The 20,343-nt window shown below is 39.4% G+C and carries 17 protein-coding genes; 11 read left to right on the top strand and 6 right to left on the bottom strand.

Annotation, left to right across the window (positions count from 1 at the left end; translation table 11 throughout):
* Positions 1-91 precede the first annotated feature (91 nt).
* From Q8S11_RS13665 to Q8S11_RS13715, 11 genes are all read left to right on the top strand, one after another.
* Positions 92-967 carry a S9 family peptidase gene (locus Q8S11_RS13665; protein WP_305662675.1) on the top strand — a complete coding sequence of 292 codons (876 nt, stop codon included), beginning with the start codon at positions 92-94 and terminating at the stop codon, positions 965-967.
* 114 nt (positions 968-1,081) lie between these two features.
* Positions 1,082-2,002 (top strand): NAD-dependent epimerase/dehydratase family protein, encoded by a 921-nt coding sequence (locus Q8S11_RS13670; protein WP_305662676.1) that lies wholly within the window; start codon positions 1,082-1,084, stop codon positions 2,000-2,002.
* 127 nt (positions 2,003-2,129) lie between these two features.
* Positions 2,130-2,471 (top strand): zinc ribbon domain-containing protein YjdM, encoded by a 342-nt coding sequence (locus Q8S11_RS13675; RefSeq protein WP_305662677.1) that lies wholly within the window; start codon positions 2,130-2,132, stop codon positions 2,469-2,471.
* Between the two features lie 146 nt (positions 2,472-2,617).
* Positions 2,618-3,022, top strand: coding sequence for a DUF4345 domain-containing protein (locus Q8S11_RS13680; RefSeq protein ID WP_305662678.1), 405 nt, complete (start codon positions 2,618-2,620; stop codon positions 3,020-3,022).
* A gap of 134 nt (positions 3,023-3,156) precedes the next feature.
* Positions 3,157-3,570, top strand: coding sequence for a hypothetical protein (locus Q8S11_RS13685; RefSeq protein WP_305662679.1), 414 nt, complete (start codon positions 3,157-3,159; stop codon positions 3,568-3,570).
* A gap of 144 nt (positions 3,571-3,714) precedes the next feature.
* Positions 3,715-5,211 (top strand): amidohydrolase family protein, encoded by a 1,497-nt coding sequence (locus Q8S11_RS13690; protein ID WP_305662680.1) that lies wholly within the window; start codon positions 3,715-3,717, stop codon positions 5,209-5,211.
* A gap of 60 nt (positions 5,212-5,271) precedes the next feature.
* A complete protein-coding gene (locus Q8S11_RS13695; protein ID WP_305662681.1) occupies positions 5,272-6,411 on the top strand; it encodes a DUF3179 domain-containing (seleno)protein in 1,140 nt (379 codons plus the stop codon).
* 88 nt (positions 6,412-6,499) lie between these two features.
* Positions 6,500-7,834, top strand: a complete 1,335-nt coding sequence (locus Q8S11_RS13700) for a Gfo/Idh/MocA family protein (protein ID WP_305662682.1) — start codon at positions 6,500-6,502, stop codon at positions 7,832-7,834.
* Between the two features lie 371 nt (positions 7,835-8,205).
* Positions 8,206-8,511: a GNAT family N-acetyltransferase gene (locus Q8S11_RS13705; RefSeq protein ID WP_305662683.1), complete on the top strand. Its 306-nt coding sequence runs from the start codon at positions 8,206-8,208 to the stop codon at positions 8,509-8,511.
* Positions 8,512-8,541: 30 nt separating this feature from the next.
* On the top strand, positions 8,542-10,314 hold the full coding sequence (locus tag Q8S11_RS13710; protein ID WP_305662684.1) for a c-type cytochrome: 1,773 nt from the start codon (positions 8,542-8,544) through the stop codon (positions 10,312-10,314).
* Positions 10,315-10,454: 140 nt separating this feature from the next.
* Positions 10,455-12,128 carry a PLP-dependent transferase gene (locus Q8S11_RS13715; RefSeq protein ID WP_305662685.1) on the top strand — a complete coding sequence of 558 codons (1,674 nt, stop codon included), beginning with the start codon at positions 10,455-10,457 and terminating at the stop codon, positions 12,126-12,128.
* A 56-nt stretch (positions 12,129-12,184) separates the two neighbouring features.
* Here Q8S11_RS13715 and Q8S11_RS13720 read toward each other — a convergent pair whose 3' ends face one another.
* The 6 genes from Q8S11_RS13720 to Q8S11_RS13745 form a co-directional block, all read right to left on the bottom strand.
* Positions 12,185-13,957 (bottom strand): ATP-binding protein, encoded by a 1,773-nt coding sequence (locus Q8S11_RS13720; RefSeq protein WP_305662686.1) that lies wholly within the window; start codon positions 13,955-13,957, stop codon positions 12,185-12,187.
* A 253-nt stretch (positions 13,958-14,210) separates the two neighbouring features.
* Positions 14,211-14,702, bottom strand: a complete 492-nt coding sequence (locus tag Q8S11_RS13725; RefSeq protein ID WP_305662687.1) for a RidA family protein — start codon at positions 14,700-14,702, stop codon at positions 14,211-14,213.
* A gap of 102 nt (positions 14,703-14,804) precedes the next feature.
* Entirely contained in the window at positions 14,805-15,890 is a 1,086-nt protein-coding gene (locus Q8S11_RS13730; RefSeq protein WP_305662688.1) for an exo-alpha-sialidase, read from the bottom strand.
* Positions 15,891-15,949: 59 nt separating this feature from the next.
* Entirely contained in the window at positions 15,950-17,662 is a 1,713-nt protein-coding gene (locus tag Q8S11_RS13735) for an FAD-dependent oxidoreductase (RefSeq protein ID WP_305662689.1), read from the bottom strand.
* Complete coding sequence (locus tag Q8S11_RS13740; RefSeq protein WP_305662690.1) at positions 17,659-18,906, bottom strand: sugar MFS transporter; 1,248 nt, start codon at positions 18,904-18,906, stop codon at positions 17,659-17,661. Before Q8S11_RS13740 ends, Q8S11_RS13735 begins: the two co-directional genes overlap by 4 nt.
* A 64-nt stretch (positions 18,907-18,970) precedes the next feature.
* Entirely contained in the window at positions 18,971-20,149 is a 1,179-nt protein-coding gene (locus Q8S11_RS13745) for an AGE family epimerase/isomerase (RefSeq protein ID WP_305662691.1), read from the bottom strand.
* Positions 20,150-20,343: the final 194 nt, after the last annotated feature.

The following is a 20,343-nucleotide window of genomic DNA, read 5'->3' on the forward strand; positions in this document are numbered from 1 at the left end:
TTTGCATACAGCCTGTCAGGCTGTATGCAAAATAAAACAGCATAATACTTTCATTTTTTTTAATGATTGTAGCTAAATAATCAATAAAGACATGAGAAAATCTAATCAGCATTTTTTAAAGCTATTATTTGTTATTGCCCTACATTTTTACATCCTGACACCCTTAGTATTTTCTGCTCCAAAACCACTATTCAAACAGTACAGAAATTCTTCTCTCCTATCAACTATCTATCCTGTCCAACTTAATTGGAAAGGCTTTGAAATCATTGAATTTAAATTTAATGGGGTTGACGCCAAAATTGTATTTCCAAATAAGGCAACTAAGGCAAAAAATTGGATATGGAGGACTCAATTCTGGGGACATGAACCACAGACAGATATCGCCTTATTAAATAATGGGTTTCATTTGGTCTATGTTGACCTTGTTGATTTATATGGAAATAAAGTAGCGGAAAACAGGATGAATGAATTTTATACCTTTCTGGTCAAAAACTTTGATTTAAATAAAAAAACTGTTCTTGAAGGCATGAGCAGAGGTGGACTGGATGCATTTAACTGGGCTTCAGAAAATACAGATAAGGTATTTTGTATTTATGTTGATGCACCGGTTTGTGATATTAAAAGCTGGCCCGGCGGATTGGGAAAAGGCCAGGGATCAAAGAATGATTGGGAGAAATGTCTTAAGGCTTACGATCTGACAGAATTATCTATACAGGATTTTAAAGGAATTCCCCTGAATAATTGCATTAAACTTGCAAAGGCTAAAATTCCGATCATAAGTGTTTGCGGGGACGCCGATACCGTTGTGCCTTTTGAAGAAAACAGTCTCAAACTGGCCGAAATTTATCGTGCTGCAGGTGGAAAGATCGAGCTGATCGTTAAGAAAGGTATTGGGCACCATCCGCACAGTCTCCAGGACCCAAAACCCATTGTTGATTTCATTTTAAAGCATACAAAGAATCGATAAAAACTATCGGATTTTATTCTGGTTGATTTTGTAATAAAACAGAAATCAATTTATCTAAATTCTAAGTTAGTTTTTATTTGAATAGCAGCTCAAAATTTCATAAACCATACAACAATGAAACAAACCATACTCGGAGCAAATGGCACGATAGGCAAATTACTCGCTAAAGAACTTCTTAATTACACTCAGGATATCCGTCTGGTGAGTAGAAATCCTAAAAAGATCAATGAATCTGATGAATTATTTCCGGCTGATCTGACTGATGCCAATATGGTTGATAAGGCAATTGAAGGATCGGATATCGTATATCTTGTTGTTGGATTCGATTACAATTTAAAAACCTGGCAGAACAATTGGCCGAAGCTGATGAAAGCAACAATTGAATCCTGCATCAGGCATCAAGCTAAGCTGGTATTCTTTGACAATGTGTATATGTATGATAAATCTGCTATACCCAATATGACAGAAGATTCTCCGATAAATCCATCGAGCAAAAAGGGACTGGTTAGAAAAGAGATTGCAGAAATGCTTTTGAAAGCTGTAGCAGAAAAAAAGATAAATGCTTTGATTGCCAGATCACCTGATTTTTACGGGCCGGGGAATCAAAATAGTTATCTCATTCAAGTGGTATACAATAATCTGATTAAAGGAAAGAATGCCAATTGGTTTATTAACGCAAATAAAAAGCATTCCTTCATCTATACTCCCGATGCTGCAAAAGCATGCGCCCTTTTGGGGAATACTCCCGATTCATACGATCAGGTATGGCATTTACCAACAGATGATCAAACACTCAGTGGTCAGGAATGGCTTGATCTTTTTAACAGAGAAATGAAAACCACAAAAAAAATAAGTGTTTTACCCATGTTTTTGATCAAAATTCTGGGAATTTTTATGCCATTTATGAGGGAAATGCCTGAAATGATTTATCAATATGATCAGGATTATTTCTTTGACAGTGCTAAATTTAAAAAGCGGTTTAATTTTATGCCTACCTCCTACCAAATGGGTGTAAAACAAATTGTTAATTCATAAACAGATTCCGCCATTCACTGAATTTTATTTTTTCTCTATTAAATCATGGGATTACCAACCCATTCTGCAATCAACACGATGGAATCTTATCCGTTTTTTTTAACTTTGGTGTATAAACACGAGAATCATGAGCGAGAGCATTCCATGCCCAAAATGCAAGTCTGAATTTACCTATCAGGATCAAGACCTTATGATTTGTTCTCAATGTTTTCATGAATGGGATCCGACAGAAGATGTCTTTGAAGGAGAAACTGAACCTAAAGTTCTTGATTCTAATGGGAATGAACTAATTGACGGCGATTCTGTTATCATCATAAAAGATCTTCCCGTTAAAGGAGCACCAAAACCTATCAAAGCCGGCACCAAAGTAAAAAACATACACCTCAGCGATGGAGATCATAATATTTCATGTAAAATTGATGGTTTTGGCTCTATGGCTTTAAAATCAGAATTTGTGAAGAAGGCTTAATAAGGCTAATCCTTGATGAAATAATTTTAGCCTGAAAAACAAATTACATCCTTCAATTTTAGCACCAATTCCAAAAATCATGGTATTTACCAAGATCTAACATTTTCTGATTCCTGATTTTTGTCCTGCACTAAAAATCAACAGAAATGAAGAAAGAATTTACTATACGTATGTCCAATGTCCTCTTTGTAGGAATTTCAATTTTCGGCCTGGCTTCTGTAAGCATTTTATCCCTATTTGAACCTCAGGCTACAATGGATCTGGTCAGGGTTAAACTTGATAATACAGATGCGATAAGTTCCATCAGAGGAATATATGGAGGTGTGGGAATATCGATCATTTCAGGGCTTAGCTATCTTTTGATTACAAAGATAATTCTGGCGATAAGATTCCTGACTTTATTTTGGTTCTCTTATGCAGTTTCACGGTTGATCACTATCATTGTAGATGGTCCGCTGGGAGATTTTGGCAATCAATGGCTGAGTATTGAAACAAGCTTCTTTGTATTCGGAGCAATATTATTGTTTGTCAATCAGATGAATAAGGACTAAATTGAATAGCAGTCATTGAGCCATTAGCCTGATAAAATATCTGCTTTTTTTAACTCATCTTACATATCTGATTTTCAAATACTTTTAATTAAATTTAGTTTATGATTAATTAAACGGTAACATTTCATTCAGATATGAATACCATTCTCAAAAATATAATTGCCCTTATCGCAGGCTTCCTATTCGGAAGCCTTGTGAATATGGGCATTATCATGATAAGCGCCTCAGTGATACCACCACCTGATGGAGCAGATGTGACCACCATGGAAGGTTTGAAAGCAAGTATGCATTTATTCGAACCCAAACATTTCCTTATGCCCTTTCTGGCTCATGCACTTGGCACATTTGCAGGTGCATTTTTGGCTGTAAAAATCGCCGCCTCTCATCAGATGAAATTTGCTTTTGGTATTGGTATACTCTTTTTGGCAGGAGGTATTACTAATGTTATTTTGCTCCCTTCACCACTCTGGTTTAGTGTTCTGGATATTGCAGGAGCCTATATTCCGATGGCCTATCTAGCTTATAAATTTGTTGAAAGAAAATCCTGAGACTTGACAATTAAGCCATGGTTAGTTCAAGCCCTTGGTAAGGTTCCCTCGACTGACCTGCAACAGACATGATCTTTGTTGGAAGATCATTTATTCTATATTTGAAATACATTGAGATATATCTATTTATCGTCCGATTAAAGCATGCAAATTCAATTTATAAAATCAGGTCTTTTCATTCTTTCATTTAACTTATTAATCCTGAATTCTGTATTCTCACAGTCAGAAACAGTCTATGATATTGTCATTTCAGGAGGCAGGGTAATTGACCCAGAAACAAAACTGGATACAATCAAAAATGTAGGAATCATTAATAATCGCATTGCACAGATATCTTCTGTTCCATTGAAAGGGAAAGAGAATATTAATGTTCAGGGATTAGTGGTCTCACCTGGTTTTATCGACCTGCATGTGCATGGTCGAAACAATCAGGTGCAGGAATACCAGATGCACGATGGAGTTACAACCGCACTTGAGCTGGAGTTTGGAATAGAGAATTTAGCCGAATGGTATGCAAGCAGAAAGTCAAAAGCGCTGATCAACTATGGTGCAAGTGTCAACTGGCCTTTTGAGCGATTCAAATCCATGGACAAGTACAGAGAAAATTTAAAAGAATCGATTCAAACTACACTCAGTGGTGAATCAAGTCTGGAAACACTTTTCAAAATCATTGGCCCTTCATATACCGATAATCTAAGTAAGGAGGAAATGCAGAAAACCATTAACAACATTAAACAATCCCTTGATGCCGGTGGAATTGGTATTGGCATTCCAGTTGGGTACCTTCCTAAAACAAAATCTGAAGAATTATTCCGGATATTTAAATTGGCGGCTGAATTAAAACTAGTTGTTTTTTCTCATGTTCGGGAACCCAACATCCTATCTATCCAGGAGGCAATATCAAATGCAGCAATGACTGGTGCTGCTCTGCACCTTGTTCATATCAACAGCATGGCACTCGGGCAAATTCAATTGGCTTTGGACATGATCAAATCTGCAAATGAAAGAGGCCTGGATATCAGCACTGAGCTGTATAGCTATACCGCCGCCGCAACCCTGCTAAATAGTGCTTTTTTTGATGAAGGATGGCAGGAAAGGCTTGGGATTTCATACAGCGATCTCCAATGGGTTGCAAACGGTGAGCGGCTGACTAAAGAAACATTTGACAGTTACCGAAAATCAGGAGGAACAGTAATCATTCATATGATGAAACCAGAATGGATTAAAACCGGCATTGCTTATCCCGGGGTAATGATCGCTTCGGATGGAATGCCCTACTCGGCACTGGCTCATCCACGTACAGCCGGCACCTTTTCAAGAGTTCTTGGCAAATATGTGCGGGAAGAAAAAGTGCTCAGTTTAAATGAGGCTATCGAAAAAATGACAATACTCCCGGCCAAAAGACTGGAAAATATTTCACCAATGATGCGCTTTAAAGGAAGGATACAGGTTGGTGCAGATGCAGATATCACCATATTTAATCCTGCGACTGTAACAGATCAGGCAAGTTTTGAGAAAGGCTTGAAATTCTCTGCAGGTATTGAATATGTTCTGGTAAACGGAGTATTTGTTTTAAAAAATGGGGAAACGCTGAATAATGTTTTTGCAGGACAGCCGGTTTACGGTAAATTCAAAAAATAAACTATTGCGAAATCTGGAATTGATCATTCTAAGACTTTCGTTATGAATAATAAATATGCCATGAAAAAACTATTTTATTTCGGAACCCTTTTTCTGGTCTTATTCGAAATGGCCAATGTGTATTTCATCATGCCCATGCCAGGCAGTCAGAAAATGGAAAGTCTGGATTTGGCCTATTTTCTCTATTCCTGGCGCTGGCTGTTCCGTATACTTTTTATGTTAATGATTCTTGCGGGCATTAGATTTGCATTTTCAACGTCGAAATGGCTGGTTTTAGGATCAATTCTATTGCTTTTGGGTATCGCATATGCCTGCAACTTTATTATGGCTGCTGATAGCATGTTCAAACAACCTGTTGCGTTAATATTCAAAAATTCGGCAGAGAATAAGGTTGAAACAGGCCGTCTTATTTTAGGAATCAGCCTGAACGGTGAATCAAAGGCCTACCCTATCCAATTTATTGGTTATCATCATCAGGTAAGGGATAGCATTGGAGGAAAACCAATCATGGTAACCTACTGTACAGTTTGTCGCACCGGAAGGGTTTTTGAACCGCTCATTGAAGGTAAAGCCGAAGAATTCAGGCTAGTTGGTATGGATCATTTCAATGCTATGTTTGAAGATAAAAGCAGCGGTTCTTGGTGGCGACAGGTTAGCGGGAAGGCAGTTGCAGGTCCAATGAAAGGAAAATCTTTGCCTGAAATTCCATCTAATCAGACTACTCTGGAAAAATGGATTGAACTGTACCCAAATACGCTCATCATGCAAGCCGATGAAAAGTTTAAGGAAAAATATGAAGGGGTGAGCAAGTATGAATACGGGGAATCAAAAAGTAAATTAACCCTACGGGATCAGGCATCCTGGAAAGATAAATCCTGGGTTATTGGTGTGGAGAATGGATCTGAAAGTAAGGCCTACGACTGGAACCGCCTGCAAAAGGAACGCATCATTCACGATGTGCTTGGCGGACAGCCGGTGGTCATCATATTAGGGGGAGACAATAATAGTTTCGTTGCTCTTGAACGTCAGAATAAGGAACAGCTGTTTAATTTGAGAAATGACAGCCTGATATCTGCCGATAACCGATATAATTTCATTGGCATATCTTCAGATTCGACAAAATCAAACCTTAAAAGACTGAATGCCTACCAGGAATACTGGCATAGCTGGCAAATATTTCATCCTTTAACAAAAAAATGATTTAATTTGATTCCCGGTTGTTTTTGAACAACTTAGTGTTTGTCAAATTCAGCAATTCTTTATGGTTCCATTCTACCTGATTTAAATTATGAAAAGAAGAAATTTTATCCTTCAGACAAGTACTGTACTTGCAGGTTCGGCCATTTTACCTGCTAAAGCTGAGACTTTATTAAAGCCGGTCAAAAAGAAGCGAATTGCTATGGTTGGTCTTGGGGTTAGGGCAACAGGTATGTGGGGCAAATCTGTTCTTGAAAAATATGGGAATGAAGTTGAATTCGTAGGTCTTTGTGATATCAATGAAGGTAGATTGAGACTAATGAAATCAGGAATGGGGGTTAGCTGTCCAACCTTTACAAATTTTGACAAAATGATGCGCGAAACAAAGCCTGAGATTCTGATGGTAATGACAGTGGATAATACGCATCATGAATTCATCATAAAAGGAATGGAAATGGGTGCAGATATTATCACTGAAAAACCGCTCACAACAGATGAAACGAAATGTCAGGCCATCCTGGAAGCTGAAAAAAGAACCGGGAAAAGTGTGAGGGTGACCTTTAACTACCGATATTCCCCGCATCGTGTAAAGATGTATGAATTGCTTCGGTCAAACGCAATCGGCAAGATCACTTCTGTTGATTTTCATTGGTATCTTGATATTAACCATGGGGCAGAATATTTCAGAAGATGGCACCGCCTTAGGGAAAAAGGAGGCTCTTTACTCGTTCATAAAGCATCCCATCATTTCGATCTGTTAAACTGGTGGATTGATTCTGATCCTGAAGAGGTCTTCGCTTACGGTGCGCTGGAGTTTTATGGCAAGAATAATTCATTCAGGCATACCCATTGCCGTACCTGTCCGCATACCAAACAATGCGATTTCTTTTGGGATATCACTAAAAGTCCAAGCATGATGAAACTTTATGTAGAAAATGAAAAATATGATGGCTACCTGCGTGATGGCTGCGTATGGAAGGAAGATATTGACATTTTCGATAAAATGGCAGTTCAGATTAAATATGCAAACAAGGTTCAGGTAAGTTATTCATTAACCGCTTATTCTCCATATGAGGGCTACCGTATATCTTTCAATGGCACCAAGGGTAAACTGGATGCATGGATTAAGGAAAGACAACCCTGGGAAGAGGAAGGTTTTGATGAAATACAATTAACAAAAAACTTTGGAAAACGGGAGATTTTCAAAATATCCAATACTGAAGGTGGACACGGAGGTGGTGATGAGCGTATGAAGCAACATATATTTTTACCAAACCAGACCGACCCTCACAGGCAGGCTGCCGGTCTGCGTGATGGGGCCCTGGCAATTCTAACAGGTATTGCAGCCAGAAACAGTATCGATAGTGGTAAGCCCATTAAAATTGCTGATCTGACAAGCATTAAGCCACAGATCAAGAAAGTTTGAGTCATGGTATCACGTGGTCGGTGATAGATAATACCAATCACAGGATAATTCCCTATGGTCGGTGTTTTCACCGTACCATTCTCTCCATATTGGTGATAACACCGACCAGAGGAGCCAGAATCGATCTGATATTTGTTACAAAATTCAAAAACTGTTTTATGTATGTTTGATTCATACAAATTAGAATTGTGTATTATTCTGCAGTTCATGAATTCGAAAATTAAATGATCCGTTTATTCAGAACAGACTCCGGCAACAATGATTTTATCCGGCTGGTTAAAGAACTCAATGCAGACCTTGCAGAGAGAGATGGAGAAGAACATTCATTTTATTCGTAGTTTAACAAAGTTGACCAAATCAGGCATGTGGTTGTGGCTTATAATCAAAACGTAGCGATATCTTGCGGAGCAATAAAGGAGTATGATCCTAAAACAATGGAGGTCAAGCGGATGTTCACCAGTCCCGAAAACAGGGGTAAAGGATTTGCTGGCATAATATTGCATGAACTGGAGAACTGGGAAAGGGAAATGAACTTTGAAAAATGCATTTTAGAGACCGGGAAAAGGCAGGCAGAGGCCATTAGACTTTACAAAAAGAGTGGCTATGATATTATTCCGAATTATGGACAATATGCCGGAATTGAGAATAGTTTGTGTTTTAAGAAAGATCTGAAATAAAATACATTTAAATATAAAATACCTTTTAATATGAAACTGAAATTTACTGGCGAATCCTTTAAAAAATCCGCTTTTTATATCATTTCCTCCTTTATTATAATTAGTATCCTGAGTCTGACATTGTTTAGAAATACCGGAGGATTGCCTCCTTCAGACCCGGACAATGGTGGACTTACATTCCCAGATGGGTTTGAGGCGGTAGTAGTTGTCGATAGTCTTGGGCCTGCACGTCATCTCGCCGTAAATAGCAATGGTGATATTTATGTAAAACTCAGGTTTTCAGAAAAAGGCGGAAATGTAGCGATGCGTGATACGGATAATGATGGCAAGGCTGATATTATTCAACACTTTGGCAGCTATAAAGATGTAGGAAGTTTAGCTAATGGAATGCGGATTCATAAGGGTTACCTGTATTACAGCTCTTCTCTGGCCATTTATAGAAATAAACTGACTCCGGGAAAACTGATACCAGATAGTCCGATGGAAACTGTACTGACCGATGACCACGGTCATGGTGCACACTGGCATATTACCAAACCCGTATCATTTGACGATAAAGGTTATATGTATGTTCCCTTTGGTACCCCTTCCAATAACTGTATGGACATGGCAAATACTCCGGGAGGAAAGCCTGGTCAACCTGGAATTAATCCATGCCCTGAACTGGTACAACACGGTGGTATCTGGCGTTTTGATGCAAATAAAATCGGACTGACACAAAAAGACGGAACATTATTTGCTACCGGATTACGCAGTATTGTGGCTATGGACTGGAATAAAGCAGATAAGAGTCTTTATGTAGTACAACATGGTCGCGATAACCTTCACCGGCTCTTCCCCGAGCTATATACACCATGGGAAAGTGCGGTATTACCATCAGAAGAATTCCTGAAAATTAAGGAAGGTGATGATGCCGGATGGCCATATTATTACTACGATCAGATTCAAAAGAAGAAATTAATGACACCTGAATATGGAGGGGATGGTAAAAAGGAAGGAAAGGGCAAAGAATTGGCACAACCACTGATTGGTTTCCCGGGTCACTGGGCACCAAACGATTTGTATTTTTATCAGGGGAATCAATTTCCTGAGCGTTATAAAAATGGGGCTTTTATTGCCTTCCATGGCTCTACAAATCGTGCTCCATATCCGCAGGCAGGATATTTTGTAGCCTTTGTACCCTTTAAAAATGGAGTTCCTGATGGCGAATGGGAAGTGTTTGCGGATGGTTTTGCCGGAGTAGATCCAATCGTTAATGTAAGGGATGCTAAACTGCGTCCAATGGGCATAGCTGAGGGCCCAGACGGTTCATTGTATATCAGCGAAACTGAAAAAGGGCGTATTTGGCGGGTGATGTTTAAAGGTAATAAAAAGACATTTGGAAAGGCTCAGCTCCTTAATATGGAGAAACACAAACTACTTTCACATATTCGTACTCCTGATAAAATCAAAGACGATCTGGAAAAAGGGAAAATTAAGCCGGAAGCTGCGCTTTATAATACCTATTGCTCAGCATGCCACCAGAACGATGGAAAGGGCGATGGAAACCGCTTCCCACCTCTTGGAGGAACAGACTGGGTAATCGGCGATAAAACAAGACTTCTTAATGCTGTATTAAACGGTTTAAACGGAGAAATCATTGTTAATGACAAACCTTACAATGGTTTGATGCCGGCACACAATTTCCTTAAGAATGAAGAAGTTGCAAATATCCTTACCTATATCCGATCAAATTTCGGCAATAATGCAAGTCCGGTAAGTGTACAGGAAGTTATTGAATTCCGAAAGGCAAATAATAAGTAAATTAGAAACAATCAGAATCCGGGGATGATGTAACATGAATAGTACCTATATTAGATTGTATTTTTTATTGAAGTCCTTAACTTAGATAGTTAATAAAAAGTATCTTAAAAAAAAAAAATAAACCTTAATTAAATAGTTAAATGAAACGTAGAGACGTTATTAAAGGTCTGACGATGCTGCCATTAGCCGGCGGAATTGTTGGAAGTGCTCAGGCCGCCATCAATGCTGAAGGAGCAGGTATGATCGGAATGTTGGGTGGAGAAAATAGTGCTGCAGGGCCAATGAAATTCGGGCCTGAAGTTTACAGATCCCTGGGAGTTGAACCGGTTATCAATTGCCGCGGAACATTTACAATCATTGGTGCATCTACATTAGTTCCTGAAGCTAAAGAAGCGATGTACAACGCACAATCTAACTATGTTCAGCTTGATGAACTTGCAATGGGCGTTGGAAAAAGGCTTGCCGAACTATCAGGAGCTGAATGGGGAGTAGTTTCATGTGGCTGTGCCGGGGGAATGAAAATTGTTACCATGGCTGCTGTAACTGGTGGGAATCCTGAAAAACTGGTTCGTATCCCTGATCTAACCGGATTTGAAAAAGACGAGGTTATTATACCCCGCAGATCACGCAACACCTATGACCATGCTGTCAGAAATGTTGGCGTAAAAATCATCACAGTGGATACTCAGGAAGAACTTGAAGCCGCTATGAACCCAAGGACGGCAATGATATATATGATGCCATCCACAAAACCAGGAGATACAGGACCATTGTCTGTACATGCAATATCAAAAGCTGCAAAGCTAAAGGGAATTCCGGTATTGGTTGATGCAGCAGCCGAGGCACTTACCCTAAATCCAAACGTTCACCTTGCTGATGGCGCAACCATAGTGGCATACAGCGGTGGAAAAGCTATTCGTGGCCCGCAGAGTGCCGGCTTACTTTTGGGTGATAAAAAACTACTTATGGCTGCCTGGCAGGCAAGTGCTCCGCATCATGGTGCCGGACGTGATAATAAAGTTGGTAAAGAAGAGCAAATTGGTATGCTTGCGGCTGTTGAAGCATGGACCAAACGTAACCACGCACAGGAAGAACTAACCTGGACTGGCTATCTGGAAACCATTTCAAAACGTGTTTCAGCTATCAATGGAGTAACCACAAGCATTCGTCAGCCAACGGGTCTTGATAACCGTACACCTACACTTACCATTTCCTGGGACCCTGCTAAATTTAATGCAAGCGGACAGGAAATGGCTACTTACCTTTCAACTACAAAACCGCGAATTGCTCTAAGTGCCGGTGGAGGTCGCCGGGGAACTCCTGCTTCAGAGAATTTAACTTCAATTTCTGTTGCAGCTTTCATGATGCAGCCGGGTGATGATAAAATTGTTGCCGATCGTATCTTTAACGCTCTGAATATGAAACGTCCTGTAACTCCAGAAATGAAAGCCCCTTCGGCTGATCTTAAAGGACGCTGGGATGTGACTATAGAATATTTCAATGAAATAAGCAAACATGCTTTCAGTATCGAGCAGCAGGATTCAAACTGGCTTAAAGGTTCTCATAAAAGTGCCTTTACAACCAATGAACTTGAAGGAACAATCGATGGTAATGAAGTGATATTCAGGAGTGCTTCCAGAATGATTGCTGATAACGTTCCCTTTACATTTTCAGGAACGGTAAGTGGTGATACCATGTCAGGAAATATTCACCATGGGGAGTATCTGACTTCAAAGTTTACAGCGAAAAAAATTGTTCAGCCTAGCAGCCGCCAGAGAATTCACGTTCCTGTTGGCCCGCCATTATCAAGCTAATCAATTCAACCCTTATTAAAAGGCTCCGTGTCGATGAAACACGGAGCCTTTTTTTATTATTTTTTTCTTAGTGCAATCTCCCTAAGCTTTGAATAAAGCTCTTTTGGATTGTAAGGTTTCGACAAATAATCATTCATTCCAGCTTCACGAATTTTATCATTTAGATTACTCGACACTGATGCAGTTAAGGCAATGATAGGGACTAAAGACTTTTCCTTATCCGACAGTTCACGGATTTTCAATGTAGCTTCATAACCATCCAGTAGAGGCATGTGAATATCCATTAAGACCAGATCATACTCGTTGGCAATAACCTTATCCAATGCTTCATAACCATCCCTGGCAAAATCCGGAATATTACTCCATTTCTGGAAGATCTTTTTTAGGAGCAAACTGTTTACCGGATTATCTTCAACTACAAGTACCCTCAAACCCTTGAGGTCATAGATTTGCTCATTGCTGTTAGTATCATTATCCAGTGCTTGATTATAACGTTTAAAGCTAATATCAAACCAGAATTTCGACCCCTTACCCTCTTCGCTTTCAAGATGTACAGAACTTTCAAATAAAGTAAGTAAGCGTTTAACTATTGCAAGCCCAAGTCCGGTTCCACCATAATTCCGTGTTGTACTTGTTGAAGCCTGTGTAAACGGCTCAAAAATAGATTCCATTTTTTCTGCATTAATACCAATTCCTGTATCTGAGATCGAAAAACGAACACTGATTTTATCAGCATCTTTATCAAGAACCTCAACTTGAATCTTTACACTACCACTTGAAGTGAACTTGATGGCGTTACCTGTCAGATTAAATAAAATCTGACTGATTCGTGTAGGATCAGTAGAGATTGGAATTTGTTTTAATTCTTCATCCAGTTCAAGAACTAGTTCAAGTCCCTTTTCCCTCGCCTGTATTCTCAAACCTGAACAAATATTATGAATCAGGGAGTGAAGATTAACTGCTATTGATTCAAGATAAAGTTTTTCAGAACCCAGTTTATTAAAATCCAGAATATCATTTATTAAGGTATGAAGGCTGGCAGCTGAAAAATTAAGAATTTTGAGATTTTCTTCCTGTTCAGGACTCGTGAGCTCATCACTCAGAAGTTCAGCCATCCCAATAACAGAGTTTAAGGGTGTTCTTAACTCATGCGACATTGTTGAGAGAAAGTCGGATTTCGACTGAGCAGCAATATTTGCTTCCTCCACTGCGATTAGTAGTTTCTCATTTAGCAATTCCTTCTCTTTCACGTTTCGGCTAAATGCCTGATGAAATAGATAATGTCCCAATACCATCGTAATGAAATTCAGGAAAACCATAATTTCATAAGCTGGTGAACTCAATCCTTCCGGACTATTATTAAGATTCTGAAGATCCCCATTTTTAAACAGGAAAAGGATAACAGGAATAATCGAAAGGATAGAATAAAAAATACCAAAACCCCTGTTCAATAAATAAAACCCACTTAATATCACCATGAACATAAATTGCATGGCCATGATATTTATGGTTTTTGCATAGCCGAAAAGAACGATAATGACGATCATCAAGCCCGCGATGATCATGATATGAGAAATCAAAACCGCATATCTTTTATGACTCAGCAATAATTTTGTCAGTAAAACATAGCCAATCAGCAATATAAATGCTAGTTTCAACTGAGGAACTTGATTGTTTTGATAGGCAATAGGAATAACAATCAATACCTTTAATATAGATAAAATCAGAAATGTATATAGAATCTTGACTCTGGATTGCTCAAGAGAATCTGGAATAGTAGATAAAAGGTTCTTTAATGACCAATTGAAGTTATTAGGTTGTTCGGGCATAGTTTTTCAGGTCATTAAAAATACTAATATCTGACAACAATTCTTTTGAATCAGGCAATTTCTTTCAGCACTTAAGCCAATCTGGTACACTTACAGATAAATAAATCTGATACTCCATTATTTAAATAGCTAATCTTAATTATATTAGCTAAAATATTTTCGAGATCAGGCAATAGATATCCAATTTCAATTAATTATTGCATTGAAATGTGCGAAAAGCCTTAAGCTCCAGCCAATAAAAATAATTATGAGCTTAATCTATATAAGCGATACAATCTATCTGAACCAGTATACCCTCCCTACCCATATTCTCAAGACTACAACCAGTATAAGAACGCACGGGTTTCGGATCCGGAAAATATTCACCATAAACCTCATTAAGAGCTTTAATATTCTTATTTGGTTCAGCTAATGACATATGTACCTTGAGTACATTTCCCATATTAGTACCGGCCTTTTCGAGAAGGTTTCTCATATGTTCGAGGGCACTTCTAATTTGCACCTGAATATCTCCTGGCTCCTTTCTTCTGTCGGCATACCATCCTCCAACACCACTGATAAACACCAGATGACCTGAACGGATGCAGGCGGATAAGGGACTGGTACTTGGATACGGACTTGGAATTGCAACTTTTTTGGGAGTCCAATCTGATTTTTGAACCGCTTCGGCTTCTGCGGTTTTAGTTGTTAGAGCACCTGCTAATGGCAGAATAGTCAGACTCTTTAATATTTCTCTTCTTTTCATATATGAGATGTGAGATGTGAGACCCGATAGCTATCGAGTTGAGATATTAGATATGAGAGGTCATTAGTCCTATTAAATTTCGAATCAAATGTTTATTCAAAATCAATTATTTTCAATAACAAGATACTTAATGTTTTTTCGATCAAAAGTATATGAAATGTGTATTCTTCCATCTCTGGTTTGAATGATCGCAGGATAACTATATTCTTCTTTAGTACCATCCTCCAGAATCATCACATCCTTCCATTTCGCACCATCTGAAGATTGAGCAATAGTTAATTTGAACCTTCCGTTAAACCATTCCTTACCTGGAATCAAGGGATTGTAAACAATTAGCTGAGAGCCATAATTCAAAGTTACAGCATCAGTACCTGAATTTGGATTAAGCAATACTGTACGTTTCATTTTACTCCAGGTCAGTCCATTGTCATCTGACCAGGACTCTATCACATTACCCTCCTTGCTCCTGCATAGAATCTGTAATCTACCATCAGGATAAGTCAGAATACTGGGTTGAATTACCCCAAACTCAGTATCAGGGTCAACAGGAATCCTTTGCCAAGTTTTCCCCTGATCTATTGATCTTTCAATATGAACCTTCCAGTTTTCCATAGTTTCAGTGCTGGATGGTGAAAGAATGGTACCATCCATGAGCTGAACCGGTTTGTTTTTTATCGGACCAAGAATCCCATCCGGTAAACGAATAGCTTCCGACCACGTTTTACCCCGATCTTGGGAAGTTTTATACATGCCCCACCATTCCCGTGGATTTGGTCCGGCCTTATAGAACAAGAAAATTTTACCGGCTGAATTTCTAAATAATACAGGATTCCAGAGAGGGAAAGTACCTGCTGCACCAAAATTACCTTCTGCAACAACCTTAGGAACAGTCCATTTGCCATCGAAATTTGCTGAAGTCCATATCTTTACATCCTTATTGCCTTCATGAGTACCCCCAAACCAGGCAGCTAGAATTTCACCATTCGATGTTTCCAATAAAGTAGATGCATGACATTGTGCAAAAGGGACATCCTGAAATATAAGCTCCTCCCTGACTTTTATAAATGCACTTTGGGCTGATAATAAAACCGGCAACAGTAGAAATCCAATTAATATAACAAACCTCAACTTGTTCATGTCAATCCTTTTCTGCCTTAATTTAAACTCATTAATCAATATTCCACTCAAAATGCATTTTTCAAAATTTACAACCTAAAACTTTGAGCTTTCTGATTTGAGCTTTCTTCTTACCTCCATTTCCTCTCCACCCCCTGCTTCCCAATAAACTCCTGAAACTCTTCCAGCAATTGCTTTCCTTCCCTGACCTTCTGTGGAATTACCTGCTTTTTCAGAGAATAGCTGACTAATAAGCCAACTGCTTCACCTATACTCCATTCAACAGGGTGTAAACGATAACAGCCATTAGTAATATGAGTGGTTCCGATATTCTTATTAGCAGGTAAAAGATTTTCCATCTTTACAGGCAATAATGAACCTAATGGTATCTGAAATGGAAGTGAGGCAAAATCAATATAATTGTTACCGCGGCTGCTTGGGTGAAGATCTATATGGTAATATCCGATACCTACACTATCATAGAAATCAGCTGCTTTTTTCCCTGCCTCTGCTCCTGCTACCTGAATACGATTTTCCTGACCAACGTGCTCTTCCAAAACAGTAAACATAGCTTTAATACGCCTTGATTCCCTGATATACGGATATTTGGCCATACCATCTTCAGTTCCCATGATATCCTTTCTCAAACGAAGTCCGGGCCATCCCTGTTTTCCATCCGGACGGGGAGCTTCAGTTTGCAGCCAGTGAAACAAGGATAAACTAAGCTGCTTAGCTCGCCCCAGGTGATGATCAAATTCCTTTTGGGATACACCTACAAGGTTGCCAAGTGTATAATCATTCTGAGGCCAATTCACAGTACTAATGTCACCTTTGAATGCTCCGGGCATGAAATTATCCTTCGCCAGTATGCGCCGGTAATTCCATAGATTCAGGTAGGGGTCAGTCGGACTCCCATCCGGGTTAAAGCCAAGTGTTTTCTTCTCAAGTGTTTTAGGATTCGAATAATTCAGATCCAGCAATTTTCCCGACCATGCAGGACTCATTTTGGGAACCAGGTTTCGCCAGAAATCATATTCAGCCGGTTTATCCGCAACATTATTTGATCCGGGAACATAATCCATCGCAAAACATACCGTAAAAGCCTGCTGATTATCCGGATCAGCCTTTAATGGGGCATGAAGCTCACGGGTTTCGTTGCGCGATTCTGTTCCCATCACAAATTCAGTGCCTGTCATCGGAAGCAATTCGCCGGTTTCAGTAGCATCTACAAAATATGTTCCTTCTAGTACATAGGAACGACCCGTCCTTAGACTTTGAGCATTTAAAGCCTTCACCTTATTACCTGAATATTCAGCAGAACGAATTTTATGTTCAGTGAGTAAGGTGAGTTTACCCGAACTGATATACGGAGCCAGCATTTCATGCAGAACCGCAAGTGATACTCTTGGCTCATGGCAAAGAGCCGAAACTACTGCATTCCCCGGATTCAGATATTGCCGTGATTTTGCTGCTGCTGTAATTGGATAGTTCTTTTTATAATAGTCCCTGACTGCATTTCTGTAATCACGATACGATTTAGGTGCACCATGGGTTTCGATCCAGGTATGCTCATCAGGTGGCACACCCTGCGAAGTAAGCTGACCTCCAATCCAGTCGGTTTCTTCGGTCATAATTACATCCAGTCCATTTCGCAAAGCCGATAAAGCGCTTGCACAGCCCCCTATTCCTCCCCCTGCAATTACCAGAGTCGCATTTAGTTCAGAGGCATCCAGATCTTTCCTAAAAGCTGTAACAAATACATCCGGCGTAAATGCCGATAGGGTACCTGAAACCAATCCTGTAGCTCCCAACCCTGTCAGGCCTATAAAATTTCTTCTTTTCATAAACTCTCAGTTTTTGATTTATAGCCATTCACACCAAAAAATACGATATATAAATAACAAAGTACAGGAATCATAAATGCCACGGCCCAGCTTGAATGATCTTTAACATAACCTTGTGAAAAAGAGACAATGGCACCCCCGACAATCGCTGTAGATAAAACGCCGGAAGCTTTGGTGGTATAAATGCCCAATCCTTGTACAGAAAGTGAGAAAATAATCGCAAACATAACCGAGTTAAATAGCCCCACTCCTATCATTGACCAGATAGCGAATGTTCCTGAAGTACTTACAGAAAGAACTACCAAAAGAATCGCAGCAGCTGCACAAACAGTCAGAACAAATGAAGGTCTGATCGTTTTGAGCAAATAGGATCCTATCAAACGGCCGGCAAGCATACCTCCCCAGTAATAGGAAACATATGAATTAGCATTCTCAACCCCCACATTTATTGTATCAGCAATATAATTGGTCAGGAAAGTACCAATCGACACTTCCGCACCAACATAAGCAAATATTGCCCATGCCCCAAAATTCAGGTTACGGAATGAGAAAATGCTGATTCTTTCTTCGTAACTAGCTTGGAAACCTCCGGCACCTGTACTGATCTTAGGAAGTTTTAAATTATAAACTACCAATGCAATGCATATCAATAATGCGGCTATACCCAGATAAGGATATTTCACCGCATCGCTTGATGAACCAGATTCCTGTAATCTGGATAAGATATAATGGGCACCGAAAATTGGTGCTACCGTTGTCCCGATAGAGCCAACAGCCTGAATCAGAGTTAATCTTGAAGAGGCTGTTTTCGCCGGACCTAATGCCGTAATATAAGGGTTGGAGGCTACCTGTAAAACAACGATTCCAATAGCTAAAACAAAAAGAGCTGCTAAGAACAAGTAATAAAGATGCATATCAGCGGCAGGATAGAATAATAAAGCGCCAATAGCAGCAATGGCAAATCCAAGTACCATACCGTTCTTATATCCAATCCGCTCAACGATCATTCCTGCCGGAAAAGACATCAATCCATAAGTAAGAAAGAAGTAAAACTGAACGAGCGAAGAATCGGCATAGCTAAGTGTAAACCCCTCCTTAAAAAATGGCACCAGAGTGTCATTCAGGCAGGTAATAAAGCCATTCATAAAATACAATACTGCCAGGGATATGAGGGCAGGCGTGTAATTCTGTCCCGAATTCTCCTGATCCGAAACTACCGTGCTCTGCAATGGTATATTTGCCATATATGTTTTCTTTTTTTTATTGCTTTCGGCTTTATGCTTTTGGCTTTAAGCCCAATTACCAGGGCTATTTTGAATATTTTCTTTCTATTTTCTCCAGTGTCTTCCAGCATTGGTATAAGCCTCTGGGAACATGGAAACATCCTTTCCATTTTCCGCCCTTTAAAGAAAGTAAAACTTCCCCTCTTCGGTTCAGATAACCATACCATTCTCCCATATTGGCATCCGGAAAATGCTTCCAGGTATATTGATGCACCTTTTCAAACCAATCCCAGCAACGCTGATCTCCGGTATGGTAATATCCCTTCAGGAGCGTAATCAGGGTTTCCATATGTACCCACCAGAGTTTCTGATCCCATTCCAATTGCTGTGGTGGGTGCCCTTTAACATCCCTAAAGTACAAAATACCTTCAAATTCCTTATCCCAGCCATATTCAAGAATATTAAGGCTAATATCTACCGCTTTTCTAATAAGTGCCTGATCATTTCTTCGCTCTGCAATATCCATAATGAACCACATGGATTCCAATCCATGACCCGGATTAACCAAGCGGCCTTCAAATGTATCGGAAAAGGAACCATCGGGCTTCACATTTTCGAGTATAATTCCAAGATCTTCCTGATAAAATACCTCCATTACAGAATGGATGCCATCATTTATAGTCTTTTCAATCAAATCGGGTTCAAGAAGATGTTCCAATTCAAGAACCAGGTTACAAAGGATCATCGGCAATGAAAAGCCCTGAAGCGGACGGGTTCCCGGGAAGGCCTTATTGAATTTTCCTTTCGGATCATCCTTTCTTTTGAGAATATTATTAAAGGTATTTAATGCGAGCTGTGCATATTCCTCTATACCGGTTGCCCTGTAAAGCTGGGCAAAGGCCATAGCAGCAAAACAATCAGAAAATATATTGTATGGCTGTATCAATGGCCGGCCTTCACGGGTGAGAGAAAAATAGAAGTTCCCCTCATTGTCCTTTCCGTGTTTCTTCATGAATTCAGCACCCTGAATTGCAAAATCCAGCCATTCTTTTTTCTGTTCCACCTGATTGTATAGCATACTAAAACACCATACCTGCCTGAACTGAAGCCAGGCAAATTTATCGGTATCGAATACTTTACCTTCTCTATCGAGACAAGTGAAAAAACCACCATACTCCTCATCCTTCGAATTCTTAAGCCAAAAGGGAACTATATCGTTCAAAAGGTTGTCTTTGTATTTTTCTACGTATTGTTTATAATTCATATGATTTCTTGGAAATTTCCTGAAAACTGTTTTAGCCTTTCAGGATCATCGTCATTTTATTTATCTAATTAATAGAAAATTTATTGGATTGAAAAAAGTTCAGGCAAATATTGACATAATTGGGTGCAGGAATTTTATGAAAAGGGCAGCATGGTGTAAAACCGGACGCTAAGACATTATGAAAGGGCTCTGAT

The sequence above is a fragment of the Daejeonella sp. genome, from assembly GCF_030695525.1.
Classification (GTDB): Bacteria; Bacteroidota; Bacteroidia; order Sphingobacteriales; family Sphingobacteriaceae; genus Daejeonella.